General features: G+C 45.4%; 15 protein-coding genes and 1 CRISPR repeat array (1 of these 16 only partly in view). Of the genes, 13 read left to right on the plus strand and 2 right to left on the minus strand.

The features are described from left to right. Nucleotides 1-352: 352 nt before the first annotated feature. The 6 genes from GKG41_RS13800 to GKG41_RS13825 all read left to right on the plus strand — a co-directional run bounded on the left by GKG41_RS13800 (nt 353) and on the right by GKG41_RS13825 (nt 5,350). The gene (locus GKG41_RS13800) at nt 353-553 is read left to right on the plus strand and encodes a hypothetical protein (RefSeq protein ID WP_154259569.1); all 201 of its coding nucleotides are present in this window, start codon (nt 353-355) and stop codon (nt 551-553) included. 73 nt (nt 554-626) lie between these two features. Further along, complete coding sequence (locus GKG41_RS23915) at nt 627-1,121, plus strand: recombinase family protein (RefSeq protein ID WP_347563326.1); 495 nt, start codon at nt 627-629, stop codon at nt 1,119-1,121. A gap of 27 nt (nt 1,122-1,148) precedes the next feature. Then, complete coding sequence (locus tag GKG41_RS23920) at nt 1,149-1,625, plus strand: recombinase family protein (RefSeq protein WP_347563327.1); 477 nt, start codon at nt 1,149-1,151, stop codon at nt 1,623-1,625. A 299-nt stretch (nt 1,626-1,924) separates the two neighbouring features. Continuing rightward, nucleotides 1,925-2,218 carry a hypothetical protein gene (locus tag GKG41_RS23565; RefSeq protein WP_226905338.1) on the plus strand — a complete coding sequence of 98 codons (294 nt, stop codon included), beginning with the start codon at nt 1,925-1,927 and terminating at the stop codon, nt 2,216-2,218. 1,066 nt (nt 2,219-3,284) lie between these two features. After that, complete coding sequence (locus GKG41_RS13820) at nt 3,285-3,863, plus strand: TetR/AcrR family transcriptional regulator (protein ID WP_154259571.1); 579 nt, start codon at nt 3,285-3,287, stop codon at nt 3,861-3,863. A 128-nt stretch (nt 3,864-3,991) separates the two neighbouring features. Then, a complete protein-coding gene (locus tag GKG41_RS13825; RefSeq protein ID WP_154259573.1) occupies nt 3,992-5,350 on the plus strand; it encodes an MATE family efflux transporter in 1,359 nt (452 codons plus the stop codon). Nucleotides 5,351-5,604: 254 nt separating this feature from the next. Here GKG41_RS13825 and GKG41_RS23775 read toward each other — a convergent pair whose 3' ends face one another. Continuing rightward, the gene (locus tag GKG41_RS23775) at nt 5,605-5,730 is read right to left on the minus strand and encodes a hypothetical protein (RefSeq protein WP_279233630.1); all 126 of its coding nucleotides are present in this window, start codon (nt 5,728-5,730) and stop codon (nt 5,605-5,607) included. Next, the gene (locus GKG41_RS13830; RefSeq protein WP_243140968.1) at nt 5,727-6,800 is read right to left on the minus strand and encodes a helix-turn-helix domain-containing protein; all 1,074 of its coding nucleotides are present in this window, start codon (nt 6,798-6,800) and stop codon (nt 5,727-5,729) included. Before GKG41_RS13830 ends, GKG41_RS23775 begins: the two co-directional genes overlap by 4 nt. Nucleotides 6,801-7,682: 882 nt before the next feature. On the opposite strand from GKG41_RS13830, the gene GKG41_RS13835 reads away from it, so the two are divergent. Genes GKG41_RS13835 through cas2 form a run of 7 tightly spaced genes read left to right on the plus strand, consistent with a single transcriptional unit; the run spans nt 7,683 to nt 15,644 of the window. Further along, on the plus strand, nt 7,683-10,184 hold the full coding sequence (locus GKG41_RS13835; RefSeq protein WP_173015487.1) for a CRISPR-associated endonuclease Cas3'': 2,502 nt from the start codon (nt 7,683-7,685) through the stop codon (nt 10,182-10,184). A gap of 11 nt (nt 10,185-10,195) precedes the next feature. After that, the gene (gene cas5c, locus GKG41_RS13840) at nt 10,196-10,933 is read left to right on the plus strand and encodes a type I-C CRISPR-associated protein Cas5c (protein WP_154259577.1); all 738 of its coding nucleotides are present in this window, start codon (nt 10,196-10,198) and stop codon (nt 10,931-10,933) included. 1 nt (nt 10,934) lies between these two features. Then, the gene (gene cas8c, locus GKG41_RS13845) at nt 10,935-12,791 is read left to right on the plus strand and encodes a type I-C CRISPR-associated protein Cas8c/Csd1 (protein ID WP_154259579.1); all 1,857 of its coding nucleotides are present in this window, start codon (nt 10,935-10,937) and stop codon (nt 12,789-12,791) included. Nucleotides 12,792-12,794: 3 nt separating this feature from the next. Continuing rightward, the gene (gene cas7c / locus GKG41_RS13850) at nt 12,795-13,661 is read left to right on the plus strand and encodes a type I-C CRISPR-associated protein Cas7/Csd2 (protein WP_154259683.1); all 867 of its coding nucleotides are present in this window, start codon (nt 12,795-12,797) and stop codon (nt 13,659-13,661) included. After that, nucleotides 13,651-14,313, plus strand: a complete 663-nt coding sequence (gene cas4, locus GKG41_RS13855) for a CRISPR-associated protein Cas4 (RefSeq protein ID WP_154259685.1) — start codon at nt 13,651-13,653, stop codon at nt 14,311-14,313. The genes cas7c and cas4 overlap by 11 nt, the downstream gene beginning before the upstream one ends. Next, complete coding sequence (gene cas1c, locus GKG41_RS13860; RefSeq protein WP_154259581.1) at nt 14,314-15,345, plus strand: type I-C CRISPR-associated endonuclease Cas1c; 1,032 nt, start codon at nt 14,314-14,316, stop codon at nt 15,343-15,345. It begins immediately after the preceding gene. An 8-nt stretch (nt 15,346-15,353) separates the two neighbouring features. Further along, a complete protein-coding gene (gene cas2, locus GKG41_RS13865) occupies nt 15,354-15,644 on the plus strand; it encodes a CRISPR-associated endonuclease Cas2 (protein ID WP_347563328.1) in 291 nt (96 codons plus the stop codon). Between the two features lie 201 nt (nt 15,645-15,845). After that, a CRISPR array of direct repeats spans nt 15,846-15,960; the repeat unit is 33 nt; unit sequence GTCGAGGCTCGCGAGAGCCTTGTGGATTGAAAT (it continues 119 nt past the right edge of the window).

Below are 15,960 nucleotides of genomic sequence, written 5' to 3' on the forward strand. Positions count from 1 at the left end.
ATTAACAAGTTCAATACCCTATAGCCTGCATAGTTTCATTTATGGTGGTGCCAAGTGTGCGGGCATGGGGGTTTAGTCCAGAAATAGGCTGCTCCTAGAACGGCTAAACAAGGTCGATTTTGCATATTGTATTAATGATTGTGGAGAGGTATAGTTGTAAGGTAAACGCTGGAGCGTTTACGGAAGGACGGAGAGCGGAACGAAAAATCTGTGATATGGCTGGAAATTATCCCTCCGACAAGGAGGTGCTGTATCTTGTCGGCATCATTATCATCCACTCACCACACTGCGAGTCCATTGTCCTGTTGCAGCGGAAAGGGTGAGGTGAGAAAGGGGAGCAAGAGAAATAAGGATGAGGAAAATATTGAAAAATTGTATTCAGTGTAAGGTGTGCGGGGAGGTGATTCAGTCAAAATCGGTGCATGATTTTAAGACCTGTTCCTGCGGTGCTTGCAGCGTGGATGGTGGATTGGAATATCTGCGAAGAGTAGCAGATGGCGAGGAAAGTTATGCAGAATTATCGATAACAGAGGAAATCACTGATACAAAATAGTATAGAGGAAATAAAGACGTAAGGGCGAAGATGCTTTTACGTCTTTTTTCTTATGGGGAGGTGGGAATGCTTTATGAAGAAAATCCGATTAATACCTGTTCCGCCCAAAGAACCAAAACGATTGAGGGTAGCGGCCTATTGTCGTGTTAGTACAAGGAGTAAGGAACAGAGAGCCAGTCGGTTCCGACAAATATGGGCATATATGAATCAGATATTGAATCATCCGGATTGGGAATTTGCCGGAATCTTTTATGATTTTGGAAAAAGCGGATTACGGAAAAAGGGGCGTACAGGGTTAGAAAAGGTGCTAAAACAGGCGGACGCTGGGGAGGTAGATTACATACTCACCAAATCGGTGAGCAGAGTATCAAGAGACACATTGGAAATTCTAAACATAGTTAGATATTTAAAGGAAAGGGGTATTTCTATGTATTTTGAAAATGAAAAGCTGGATTCTATGAATCCCGAAGCTGAGGCTTATATTACACTGGCAGGTGCGGTGGCGCAAGAGGAGAGCAGAAATATGAGTGAGAATATGAAATGGGCGGTTACAAGAAACTTTGAATAGGGGATTTTTACAAATTATAAGGCATTTATGGGGTATCGGTGTGTAGATGGGGAGTTGGAGATTGTTTCAGAACAGGCAGAGGTAGTGAAACAAATATTCGATTTATATCTGGCGGGGTATACCTTTGCACAGATTAAGAAGGAGCTGGAAAAACAGAAGATAAAGACGGCAACAGGAAAGGAAAGCTGGGATGTCACGACTATTCAGAAAATGTTGAAAAATGAAAAATATAAAGGGGATGCATTGTTGCAAAAGACTTTTACAGAAGATTATCTCCATGGTATCAGAAAGGAAAACACAGGCCAGCGGGCTAAGTATTATGTAAAAGGAAGCCATCCGGCGATTATTTCTTCAGAAATTTATGATGAGGTGCAAGAGGAAATGTTCCAGAGAGCGAGATTGATAGTTGATGAGAACGGAGCGAGGGAAAATCGTGTGGAGATGTGGTACGAGAATGGAAAAGGGAAAGGATTGTTGCGGACATTCTCCGACCTTAAAAGATGATCAGATAAAGAATATTTTGGGAGAGAAAGTATGTGGTGGTGTTTATGAAGAAGATGTTGTACGGAAAGAAGTAAAACGGATTGATGTATATGAAACGCAGATCATTATTTGCTTTTATGAGGGAGAGCGGTATTGCGTTTGCAGTTTGCATTCGAGTTAAATATTTCAAAATCAGTAAGAATACGAGTTGTGATAAAAGCAGAATGTGGCTAGACATACCGCAGGCAAGTGTGGTCAAAATACGGCGTGAAAAAGCCTGTGTGACGCTGTGACAGCAGAACGAAGCACGGAGCGAAGAAGTGCAGGTATTCGCCCATACTGATGGAAAAACCCTGCATGAAGCCATTATGGAGGCTATCAACAACAAGGTGGAGGATCATAGAGAATTTGTGGAAGCTTTTCGGGAGAATGTCATCCGGATTTTTGGCAATTACTCCGCCGACAGAGAGCCTACGGAATATGGCAGACAGATTGACAGCCTTCAGAAGCAAATGATGACACTGATTGAGGAAAGCACCAGGCTGGAAGACACGGATGAGGAATTCGATAGACAGTACCGTGAAATCGAAGACCAGATCAAGGAGCTGAAGTAGAAAAAATCCAAACGGATACGGGAGATATGGCTGGCAAAATCCTACGAACAGCGGGCGCAGAATGTGAACGGCTACAAAAAAGACTGGAAGTCTGAAACGGCAGTTCTATGATGCTCTCGTCAGGAGGCTCATCCAGAGCATCAAGGTCATCAATGAGAATAAAATAGAAATCCAATTTGAATCAGGCATAGTCATGAGACAGGATATCTTGTGCGATGACTGAGGTGTCAGCAGGGACTGAACGGAGGTTGGTCCCTGCTGGCGAGTACATATCACTGGTAAGAATAAAATCCTCAGACGGTAGGCTAAGGACTTTATTGTTGGCAGTGGTCACTGCCAGCGTAAATTCACAGGTACTTTGACTTATCATAAGTATCTTATTCTGGCGATGCGGAGCATCCTCAAATCTCAAAATCTATGTTATAATCTAAACGCAGGCAATAGAAATGGAGTGAGCTTGAAAAAGCTTGGTCTCCATTTTGGTAGGAATGATAAGGTTTCCGCCAAGATCAAATTGCACCTTTAGGGAATCTTTTTCACACAATCAACACATTTCGAGGCTTGTGTGGAATTAGTGAGAAAAGCTTGATTCCAGGAGAGTTGCAGTTTTCTAAACAAAAAAAGCGGAGATCCAAAAGCAGCGGATTTCGGATGTGCTGAATGCGAATTCCAGCATGATATGCCTGTACTGAAACATTGACAGAGCCATCTTGAAAAAACAGGAGGAAGAAGGCTGGGGAGCAAAAGTCATCGACCGCATGGCCAAGGATCTAAAGGACGCATTTCCTGAGAACTGGCCTGATTTTGAAATTGTGCAACGGGCTGTTGCACAATTAGAATTCAGATATACAGAACGATACTGGTAAGAATAAGACGCTTGAGCCGTTGCTGGTTCGAGTGTTTTACTGTTGGCAGTGTTGCAGTTGAGGCGATAGGTATGGCTGAGCGATAATGCGATCAGAAAGGTTTTAGAAATATGAATAATGAAATAGAAAATAAATGAATTTCATTCATTGACAAAGATAAAAGGAAGTGATAGGATAGAACCTGTAAGGAGGTCTTGCCTATGCGTGTTGTTAAAAATCCGGAGGAGAGAAAAGCAGAGATTTTATCCGCCGCAATTCGGGTGTTTGCCAGAAAAGGATATGATAAGACATCAATTTCCGATATTGCCAAAGAAATCGGAATTTCTCAAGGACTTTGTTATCGGTATTATACTTCCAAAGAAGAAATCTATGATGCGGCGCTGGATGAGTATGCGGATTATATTGCCCGGGAAAATCTGCGGCGGTATGACCTGCGTGGAAAGACACTGAAGGAAATGATTCAGGAAATGAGTGGTCATGTGGATGATTATGTGGAATTCGAACAGGGACAGAGAGAATTATTTGAATTGTTTCATAAGGGCGATAACAAAAGGCTGCACGACCAATTGTTTGTGAGGGTGGCAAAGAAGCTGGTCCCAATTCTTACGCAGTTTTTTGTGGAAGCAAAGGAACGAGGAGAGATTACCGTGTCAGATCCGCAGACAGTGGCATATTTCTTCGTGTATGGTCAAATGGGAATGCTGATGGACCCGGATATCAATGAAACAGACTGCACCAAACGAATCCAGGATTTTATGATAGAATCTTTAAATTTATAACAGATGGATAGGAAGCTTTTATCTGCAATGCAAGCCCGGGCCGAAGGCTTTGTGCAAAAAGCCTGGGTAACTTTATAAACAATAAATGAATGAAAATCATTCATCCAACAACAAAGAGGTACAAACAAATGAACAGTAAAATTGATTTTGTAAATGGTAAGACAGGAACCAGTCTGTTAAAAATGGTCATGCCGCTTCTTATGGCGATGTTTCTCACCATGGCTTATAACATGGTGGATAGTTTGTGGGTCGGTAATCTACTGGGTGAGAATGCCTATGCGGCATTGGCAGATTCCACGGCATTGATTTTGATTTTGAATGCCATTGCTATGGGGGCCGGAAATGGCATTGCCATTCTGATTGCTCATGTGGTTGGTGCGGGGGAAAAGCAGAAGGCTGAAAGAATGGTTGGAGTGGTTGTGTTTTTATCTGTGCTTTTCTCTGCTGTCATCATGATTCTTGCCGAGGTGCTGCTACCTGCTATTTTGCGGGCTTTGCAGACACCACAGGAGATTTTTAATGACGCTTATGGATACTTGTCCATTTATTTACTGGGGTATGTATTTTTGTATCTCTATGTACAGTTTACTTCTATATTCAGAGCATATGGAGATCCCATGCTTCAGATGAAAGGAATGTTTTTTACAACACTGTTTAATGCAGTAATCGATCCATTTCTGATTCGTCTGATGGGATTAAATGGAGCAGCCTGGGCAACCGTGCTGTCAGAGGTTTTATGTCTTGGATATGCGATCCTTTATTATCGGAAAAAGAAGCTGTTTTCCATCGATATGAAAGGAATCTGGAAAGAACATGCATATGTAACACAGATTTTATCAGATGCAATCCCCTCTGCCCTGCAGCAATGTATGCCGGCCATCAGCTCTGCCGTTATGGTGGTGCTTGTCAGCAGCTTTGGTGTGACGAGTATCGCTGCTTACGGTGTGACCAATAAGCTTGAAATCTTCCTGTTTTATCCTGCAATGGCAATGAATATGGCGCTGGTGACAAGCGTGGGGCAATGCGCCGGTGCCGGTAGAATAGACAGGGTGAAAGATTATATGAAATTTGCCTGCCTGATAGGCAGTATCTTTGTGGGTGTGGTTTCTGTGCTTATCATTCTGTTTGCGGGACAGTTGTCACATCTGTTTGTACCGGCAGATGCCGCTGCCGAGATCGTGAAGAGGTTTTTCTCCATCATCAGTATCGGGTATGTGATGTACATGCTGACTAGCTGCTTCTTGGGGGAATTAAGCGGACTTGGGAAGTCAGGCTTTTCCATGCTGCTGTTTTTTGTGTACTATATTGTGGTCAGGGTTCCGCTGGCAAGTGTTTTCGTACGGACGTCCTTGGGGCTTGACGGTATTTGGGTTTCTATATTAATCAGTCATGTGTTGGCGGCTGTGCTGGCAGGAATTGTGGCAGTCAAAAATCTCGCGGGTGATGTGAGTGTTTTTCATCAGAATGGAGAAAATGCCAGTGACTAAGTAGATAGATTTGGACTTACAGAGATACCGGAGTTCACAGATACTATTATCAACTGTGAATGCACCCCGTGGTCACAGGTGGTGAGTTGACAGTTAGATCAGACAGTTTAACGTCTTATAATTTATGAATAACCTCAAAATCCTGGCATACGAAAAAGATCTCTGGGGATTGGTTATTTTAAGACTAATTCCTACAGGCCTCTATGGTTTTTGTGAAAGTTGCCTGGTCTGTGGCGGTTCGTAAATTTGTGTGTTTAGCGTTTTAGCAGCTTCGGTGTCAGCATCACCTGGTCGGGAGCGACATACCGGAGCTGCAGCGCTTTCAAGACTTCTTCATCATACCATTTGCAGGCTTCTGCATAGGGTGTACTGCCAATCAAGGCCTATTCTGGTTACTGCGCATCAGATCACAGTAATAAATACTGGTTCTGCGGCTCCTATCCGGTGATGCTTCCAAACCATCTGGATCCCGAAACTCCACGCCCCGGTCCGTGAGTATGACCGGAAATAAAAAGGTAAATTCATCTGCACCGCCCAGGCGTGCCTGTAAGCTGTTAAATACAGCCTTTACCGCGCCGGGAGTGCAGCGATAAAGCAGATGGGCATAGAACAACTCTGTTTCGGGGAAGTAGAATGTCAGGATGCATTTGTCGGAGCCTTTGACTGATTTGACCGTATCCATTTCCGCAAAGTCCATCTCATCCAAATGAGACTGCTTAAAATCCTGGTAGGTCCTTCCGATAAAGACCTCCCGGTTTTTGATTTGTGTGTTGTGAACTTTTCTGGGTTTAAATTTCATCTTGCGCTTCAGGTCGATATTCCTGGTGAGCAGGACTCCCTGATTGGTGTAATTATAGAGAGTGCTGACTGAGATGCCAAGCTCTGGATGACTGGCCACAATCATGTATGGGGACTGGCTCTGCATGACCAATGGCCTCACTACGGAATCAATGGCATGAAGTTCCTTCCTTGAGAGGGGAATGCCCTGCCTGGAAGCGGAAAGACGTTCAGAATACATTCTGTGGGCAGCAATGGTATTGTAATCATATTTGGTGGAAATAGGGCATTTGTTCCTTTGCTGTGTGCATCCATTACAGACAAAAGGTGCTTTCTGAATTCGCCGGCATTGCTCTGGTTCAAAGCCATTACAGACCCGGTTGCAGATACTGCAGGAGCGGCATAAGGTATCACAGAGAATCAGTTTGCGGCATGCATTTGTTTTCTTGCAGCGGAAGCGGTGGACACAAACGTTGTGTGGGTTATTAAAGCTGCCGCGGTTCCAGGTGTTGGCGATTCTGTTTCTGAACACCTTATCGGAAATGGTGGATGGATCTTTACAGAGGTATCTGGAAATCTCGCGGAAGGACTTGCCTTCATTCAGAGAACGCTCAATATAAGCACGGTCATCAAGGGTGAGATGTTTATGGTCTCCTGGAATTAATTTAGACATAGCGTTTCCTCCTTTAACGCCACCAGGACCAGACAACAGATCGAACTATAAAACAGCGGGGACGTATGTGCAAGAGTTAGCTCCACTTGTCCAGGATTAAATCCTATCTTGGATGATGGGGGTAGGGTTTAGAAAAACAATCCAGGTATTTTCAATGTTGTGTAACTTTGCATTGCGTTGCCTCCTTCGATTTATTGTTGCAGCTTATTCTACATCAATAAATATATCAAAGGTGGTGCATTTTCATCGTAATATACACCAAAAACATCAGATATGCTTACGGGAAAAGATTCTTTTTGGGGTAATCGAGCAGAAATTTATGTTTTACTGGGGGAACGTAAGAAAGACGAAACGGGTGCTTGAGTATTAAACTTAGGCACCCGTTTTTCATGTCAGAATACATCAAAACAATATTTTCTATCCACAAACGTTCTATTCACAAGCAAGAATGTTTGACCTAATCACTTTACCATTAAAAAATCAAATGTTCAATATAAAATGAAAAATATATTGACATGTATGGAAAACATTGCTATATTGTTAATATAAAGATGGATAAATGTCAGAAATACATCAAATCAATAGAAGATGTATGATGAGTGATAATTATTACCCGGCAATTGGGATTGCCAGGTAATACTCGAAAGAATTAGCTCGCAACTAAACCATTCGATAAAATAATTTTATATAATTTTTGTCAAATGGTCAACCACTTTCGGGAGAATCACATACCGGAAAGGAGTATGATGGAAATAAGGTGTCTATTATCATCTATCTTTTTTAGAAAAACAGTAGTAAAATAAAAGGAGAGATAGACCATGATAAGATATTATTTAAATTTGGACACAAAAGGGAACCCAAATAATGACAATGAGGCTCATCGTGGATAAAACATCATATGGAGGAGATGCTATGATTGCCCATATCAATGCGGAAACAAGAGCAGAACAGACCGTCCTGTCCCATTTACAGGGGACAGCTGCGTTGTCAGAAAAGCTCGCCTGTCCCCTCGGTATGGGCAATCTTGCATACTTAACCGGGCTGCTTCACGACTTGGGGAAATGGCGGAAAAAATTCGAGGATTACATCCGTACAGCCATAGACCACCCGGAAAAGGTTCGGAAAGGCGAGGTGAACCACAGCTCTGCTGGTGCCATTTATGTGTATCAGCGATACTACAAAGGCGATAAGCTGCAGAGGCTGACGGCGCAGTTGATGGCTGAAGCCATTCTTTCCCACCATGGCTTGAATGACTGCCTTAGCCCACAGGGAGATGAAGCATTCCGAACCCGTATCGAGAAGTTGGAAGATTTGGATTATGATGAAATTCTGGTAAATCTTGAGAAAAGTGGGATAAAGGCAGAGGAACTGGATGATCGGTTTGCAAAAGCGCAGGAAGAGATTGCAGTATTCATCCGGAAAACGTCGGGATATGATTATGGAAAAAGCTTCTTTCAGGGGATGATACAGCGAATGCTCCTGTCGATTTTGATTGATGCTGACCGGACAGATACCGCAGTGTTTTGCGGCACGCGGGATGAGCTTGCTAGGGAGTTTACGGACTGGGAGCTGCTTTGCAGAAAGATGGAAGGATATCTTGCCCAGCCAAAGTTTATGCAAGACACTCATATCTCGCGAATCCGCCGGGATATCGCCGATGAGTGCCTGCGGTTTGCGGAGAATCAAACCGGGATATATCGCCTTTCGGTCCCAACCGGAGGCGGAAAGACTTTAAGCGGTTTACGGCTGGCATTGAACCATATCGCCGGGACGCGGCGCGAGAGGTTTGGGAAAATAGAGAACTCGGAGATTCAGAAGAATCTGGAGAAACCGGAGAATCCGGCACCGACCGCAAAAAAGAGAATTTTTTACATAGGACCTTACCTGAGTATTTTGGAGCAGAATGCCCAGGTATTCCGGGATGTGCTTGGGGATGGAGATTTTTTACTGGAGCACCATTCCAACGTGGTTCAGGATGATGAATCCCAGTTGGAGGGGAGCCGATATCGGCAGATGACCGAAAACTGGGAAGTGCCGATTGTGTTGACCACATTTGTCCAGTTTTTAAATACCTTGTTTTCAGACAGTACCCAGTCTGTGCGGAGATTTCATAGTCTGGCAGATTCGATTATCATTATAGATGAGATTCAGTCGCTGCCCATTCATATGATTTGTATGTTCAATCTGATGATGAATTACTTGTCCGCTGTCTGGAATGTGACGGTGATTCTTTGCTCGGCTACACAGCCGGTCTTACATCATGTGAAGCCACCGATTGATTTGGGTCGTCCGGAAGATGTGATCGAAAATACAGCGAAGCTGTACGCCAGTCTGAAGCGCGTGAGAATCGAGGAAAAGAAGGGGTGGTTGGACACTTCGCAGCTTTCCCGGTTTGTGGCGGACATTGCAGGGCGGGAACGGTCGGTACTGGTGATTTTAAATACTAAGACAGCGGTGCGGGCATTATTTCTTGAATTAAAGCAATATTATGCTGACAGCAGTAAACCGGTTCGCATTGTCTATCTTACCACCAACATGTGTCCGGAACATCGCCTGAAGGTAATTCATGATTTAAAGCAGCAGTTAGAAGCAATTCAGGAAGGTTCGACAAACGAGCGAATGATTTGCGTAAGCACTTCCTTGATTGAAGCTGGTGTGGATTTGTCTTTTTGCAGTGTAATTCGTTCTTATGCGGGGATGGACAACGTTGCACAGGCAGCAGGACGATGCAACCGGAACGGAGAGTCGGAGGAAGGCGTTGTCTATCTGGTTCGGTACAAAGAAGAGAATATGAGCCATCAGAAACAGGTTGTGAAAGGCGCTTCCTGCAGTGAAAAGCTGGTGGAGGATTTTCAGCAGAATCCGCAGCGTTATGACCATGATTTGCTGTCTCCACAGGCGCTGAATGCGTACTACAACCATTATTATTACGACCCGGAACAACAAAAGCTGATGCGTTATCCCATAGAAAAGAAGGGCTTTACGCTGCTGGATTTGCTAAGCGAAAACAGGGTCGGGAAAATGGCGGCATACAGGGATAAACGTCAGGTTGAACTGGAACTTTGTCAGGCATTTAAAACGGCCGGGGCTTGCTTTCAGGCGATTGACAGTGATACGGTAAGCATTCTGGTTCCTTATGAAAAGGGAAGGGAATACATTGCAGATTTATGCAGTTTCCACAGCACACCGGCTGAATGTAAGAAGATTCTTCGAAAGGCGCAGCGATTTACGGTGAATTTATACCGTTATCAGTTTGAGAAAATGAAAAATCTGGAGGCACTGCAGTTCCTGGAAAAAGCAGGTGCATGGGCGCTGAAGGAAGGATTTTATGACGAGGAGATGGGAGTGGTAATGGAGAAAAAGCTTGATTTTATGGACATATAAGGAGGGATTACATGGAGAAAGAAAACAGCATTACATTTAAGGTGTATGGAATCAGGGCACTGTTCTCTGACCCGGTCACCAGAGCAGGAGGTGAGAAATTTTCTTATCAAGTGCCGACCTATCAGGCCCTGAAAGGAATCACCGAAAGCATTTACTGGAAGCCTACCCTGGTGTGGGTAATCGACCGGGTGCGGGTGATGAAGCCTATACAGACGGAGTCACAGGCGGTTCGTCCCATTGACTATACCGGTGGGAATACCTTGTCTATCTATACCTATGTGCGGGATGTGGAATATCATGTGCAGGCGCATTTTGAGTGGAATGAGAACCGTCCGGAGCTGGCCCATGACCGCAATGAAAACAAGCATTTTTTCATTGCGAAGCGAATGGTGGACCGGGGCGGACGCAGGGATATTTTCCTTGGAACCAGAGAATGCCAGGGGTATGTGGAGCCATGTGAATTTATGGAAGAGAAGGGATTTTATGATGAGATTCCAGAACTTTCCTTTGGAACCATGGTGCATGGCCTGACCTATCCCGATGAAGCGGTTCGGGAGGAGGAACGGGGGAAATTGACGGCGAGATTCTGGCGGCCGGTTATGAAAAACGGAATTATTGATTTTGTTCGTCCGGAGGCGTGTGAGATTCGAAGAACCCTGCGGGATATGTCTATGAATCATTTTGATGACCACAACAGCCAGGGGGTGGAGGATCTGGAAGAACTGTTTTTGCAGGAAGGGGTGAAGTGATTTGGGATTGCTGCAGGATTTGTATGAGACCTATGACAAGTCGGCTCATCTCGTGGGAAAGGAGGACGAGTTTGGGAAAATCCTTCTTCCCATTGCCCATTCCACGCAGAATGCACAGATTGAGGTGGGGATTGATTTAAACGGAGCCTACAAGGGCGCACGGCGGGTGGAGAAAGCCCGGGCGGTGACCATTATTCCGGTGACGGAGGATTCCGGAAGTCGTTCCAGCGGGATTGCGCCCCATCCATTGTGTGATAAGCTGATTTATGTTGCTGGAGATTATGCCCGGTTTGTGCCGGGAAAAAAGACACAGCAATATTACGATGCCTATATTGCACAGTTAAAGGAGTGGAAGGAACATGGCTGCCATCCGTATGTGGAAGCAGTTTATCAGTATCTGAGCAAGGGAACATTGATGCAGGATTTGATATCCGAAGGGATTTTGGAGGTGGATGAAGGCAGGAAGCCGGTGCCCAATGCGAAGATTGAAGGTATTGCCCAGACAGATGCTTTTGTGCGGTTTTGCATCAATGATATCAATGTGATGGGAACCGGTGAAATCTTCAAGGAGAAAGCGGTTTATGATGATTACATTCAATATTATCTGAGTATTCAGGGAGAGCGGGATATTGATTATATCAACGGAGAATATACCATGTGCTCGGAAAAACAGCCCTCCAAAATCCGCCACAGCGCAGATAAGGCGAAGCTGATATCGGCCAATGACAGCAGCGGGTTTACGTATCGCGGACGTTTTACAGGCAAAAAAGAGGCCATGTCAATCGGGTATGAGACATCCCAGAAAGCTCACAATGCACTGAAATGGCTGATTGAACGGCAGGCCTATAACCGGTATGGTTTGTGTATTCTGGTGTGGAATCCGGTGCTGCTGGATGTGCCGGACTGGATGTTGGATACGGCGGATTTGTTGTACGAGGACAGTGATGTCCCGGCGATGGTTGACCAGGAATATGCCCTTCGTGTGCGGGAGGCGATATCCGGAAAGTATGCAGATATTAAAACAAAGGATACAGATATCAGCATATTGTCCCTGGACGCGGCAACACCGGGACGTATGGGAATTCGGCAGTATCAGAAGATTGCAGGTTCTGTGTTTCTGGAACGGCTGGAGTCCTGGCATGCGGAGTGCAGCTGGCGGATGACTTATAAAAAGGGAATAAAGTCTGTGATTATGGCACCGTCTCCGGAGGATATTGCCAGAGCGGCTTATGGAGTGGAGCGGAATGGACTTTTGGAGTTGGATGCAAAGCGCATGGGAGACGTGGTTGAGTCCTTGATTCCATGCATCACCGGTGAGAAAAAGATACCGGCGGAGATTGTGCGGGCAGCAGTTCAGAGAGCCTTTGAACCGCAGAAATTCAGCGATTATAATTACCGGAAGGTCTTGGAAGTGACCTGTGCATTGCTGCACAGACAAATGATATACAAAGAAGGAGAGGGGCGAAATGTTATGGCACTTGACCGAAACAGAACAGTGAGGGACTATCTTTATGGCCGGCTGATGGCAGTGGGACATAAGGTGGAGTATGATACGTTTTCTGAGAGTGAAAGAGGAAAACGAGAGACAAATGTGACACGGTTTATGAGCCAGATTGTGAAGCGGCCGCAGCAGACCTGGGAGCTGATTAGCCTGAAATTGCTGCCTTATAAGAGCAAACTAAATCCGGGACTGCAGACCAAATACCAGAAGGAAGAGCAGGAGATATACGATTTATTTTTGGCAGATGAGTATTCAGATCCGAGGCCGCTGGGGGCGGAATTTTTGCTGGGTTATGCTTGTGAGTTAAGCTATTTATGGGGAACAAATGAGAGTAAGGAAAGCGAGAAGGAGGACTAAATGATGAGCACTTTTACAAACAAAATCGATTTTGCAGTGCTGGTGACGGTAAACAAGGCCAATCCCAACGGAGACCCGTTAAACGGAAATCGCCCGCGTGAGGATTTTGACGGCAGAGGTGAGATTTCGGATGTGTGCATTAAGCGGAAAATCCGCAACCGTCTGCAGGATATGGGGGAAGAGATTTTTGTGCAGTCGGACGGCCATTACACGGATGAATACAGAAGCTTAAGCGACCGGGCAAAGAATTGTAAGGAGCTGGAGGCAGCGCAGAAGGCAAAGGATATGGAAGCCTACGCAAAGGCCGCCTGTGAAAAATGGATTGATGTGAGAAGTTTTGGGCAGGTGTTTGCATTTAAGGGAGCGGACAGCGGAGTGTCGGTTGGTGTGCGGGGCCCGGTTTCCATTCATCCGGCTTTTAGTGTATCCCCGGTGGATATTATGGATCAGCAGATTACAAAGAGTACCAACAGCGAGCCAACCAAGGATGGCAAGCGTTCTTCTGATACTATGGGTATGAAGCACCGCGTAGAGTTCGGTTTGTACGTATTTAAGGGAAGTATCAATCACCAGTTGGCGGAAAAGACGGGATTTTCCGATGAAGATGCAGAAATGATTAAGCAGGCGCTGATTACGTTGTTTGAAAATGACTGTTCTTCGGCGCGCCCGGACGGCAGTATGGAGGTGGTGAAGGTATACTGGTGGAAGCATAATTGTCCCATGGGACAGTATTCTTCTGCGAAGGTTCACCGTACTTTGAAGATTGAGGAAAAAAAATCGGCGAACGGCATGCCCGGCTGCTTTGAGGACTATGAGGTAACTCTTCAGTCTTTGGAAGGTCTGGAGCCGGAAATCTATGATGGAATATGATGAAAATGATTTCCTGATGCTGTCGGGAATCCAACATTATGCGTTCTGTCCCAGACAGTGGGCATTGATTCATATTGAACAGCAGTGGGAGGAGAATTATTTCACCATTGATGGGATGATTATGCATGAAAATGCCCACAATCAGGAGAAAACAGAGAAGCGGAAAAATCTTCTGATTACCAGAGGCATGCCGATTTTTTCAAGGACGCTGGGGATCCGAGGTGTGTGTGATGTGGTGGAATTTCATCGGAATGAGCAAGGGGTGACGCTGCAAAATTATGCAGGATTGTATCTGCCTGTGCCGGTGGAATATAAGCGGGGAAAGCCGAAAACCCACGATGCAGATGAGCTGCAGCTGTGTGCCCAGGCCATGTGCCTGGAGGAAATGCTGCTGTGTGAAATCCCCAAAGGGTATTTGTATTATGGGGAGCCGAAGAAGCGGCAGGAGGTTATGTTTGACGAGGAACTGCGGCAAAAAGTCATTGCTTCTTTTACAAAGATGCATGAGCTTTTTGATAAGCAGTACACGCCTCGTGTGAAACAGACGAAAGCGTGCAGATCCTGTTCCATGGCAGATGTGTGCCTTCCCGGATTAAATAAAACGGTTTCGGTGGAGCGTTATTTCGAGAAGGCCATGAAGGAGGGAGAGTAGATGAAGAAATTACTGAACACCCTTTATGTGACGTCTTCCGATGCCTATCTTTCTCTGGATGGGGAAAATGTGGTGATTCTGAAAGGGGACGGCGGCAAGGTGCGCATTCCCCTGCACAATCTGGAAGGAATTGTAGCATTTGGATACACAGGAGCCAGCCCAGCTTTGATGGGAGCCTGTGCCCAACGGAATATTTCCCTGGTGTTTCTCACGCAAAACGGCAGATTTCTTGCAAGAGTTGTGGGGGAGACGAAAGGAAATGTGGTTCTGCGCAGGCAGCAGTACCGGATGGCAGACCAGGAAACTATGAGGCTGGCGATTTCGAAAAACTGCCTGACAGGGAAGATTTATAATAGCAGAAGCGTCATAAATCGAGCGCTGCGAGATCATCCCCAGAGAGTGGATACAGAGAAATTCCAGATGGTTTCCGACCAGCTGAACAACAGCCTTTCCCTTATCAGAAATGCTATCGGAGTTGATGAACTAAGGGGGTATGAGGGGGAGGCGGCAGCAAGATATTTTTCTGTATTTGACGGATTGATTTTGCAGCAAAAGGACGGATTTTCTTTTTCCGGGCGAACAAAGAGACCGCCTCTGGACAATGTAAATGCCATGCTTTCCTTCGTGTATACACTGCTTACCCGGGAGACCGCTGCGGCGTTGGAGACGGTGGGATTGGATTCCTACGTTGGTTTTCTGCACACAGACAGGCCGGGAAGAGTGTCGCTTGCCCTGGATATGATTGAGGAGCTGCGCCCCATTTTTGCAGACCGTTTCGTCCTGTCCCTGATTAATAAAAAGGTGGTAGATGCAGGAGACTTTGAAAAGCAGGAAAATGGTGCGGTCTACATGTCTGATGAGGCCAGAAAGAAAATTCTAAGTCTGTGGCAGGAGCGGAAACAAGAGAAAATCAAGCATCCCTATCTGGGAGAAACGGTGGAATGGGGACTGGTTCCCTTCGTCCAGGCAATGCTTCTGGCCCGGTTTATACGGGGAGACCTGGACGGTTATCCGCCATTTATGTGGAAGTAGGTGATAAGGTGCTGGTACTGATTACATATGACGTGAATACAGAGGATGCAGGCGGAAAAGCCAGGCTCCGCAAGGTGGCAAAGCAGTGCACAAATTATGGTCAGCGGGTTCAGAACTCGGTGTTTGAATGTGTGATGGACTACGGAAAATGCAGAGAGGTGAAGCATATTCTGGAGGAGATTATTGATAAGGATAAGGACAGCCTGCGCTTTTATTATCTGGGAAATAATTACCAGGGAAAGATAGAACATATTGGCGCAAAGGAAACGTTTTCCGTAGAGGCCCCGCTGATTATCTGATGAGTGCTTGTTGGTTGTCCGATCGTAGTGGGATTCACGAAGTGCGAATGTGAGTTGCACATGATTTCTTTGGGGGATTCGCACTGGGTTTTGGGGTGTTTTGGGGGTTGAAAAAGGGTGATTTTGAAGTTTTAAAATCGTTTTTTGTAAAAATATATAATTAGAAGAAGGATATTGCTTTGGAAATTGTGCATTTTTGCTGTCGAGGCTCGCGAGAGCCTTGTGGATTGAAATATTTTGGGCTTGCCGTTGCTATCAAGCATTACTGTCGAGGCTCGCGAGAGCCTTGTGGATTGAAATTCGTTTCTTTACGAAA

Origin of the sequence: Lactonifactor sp. BIOML-A5 (assembly GCF_009677585.1) — a bacterium.
Classification (GTDB): domain Bacteria; phylum Bacillota; class Clostridia; order Lachnospirales; family Lachnospiraceae; genus Lactonifactor.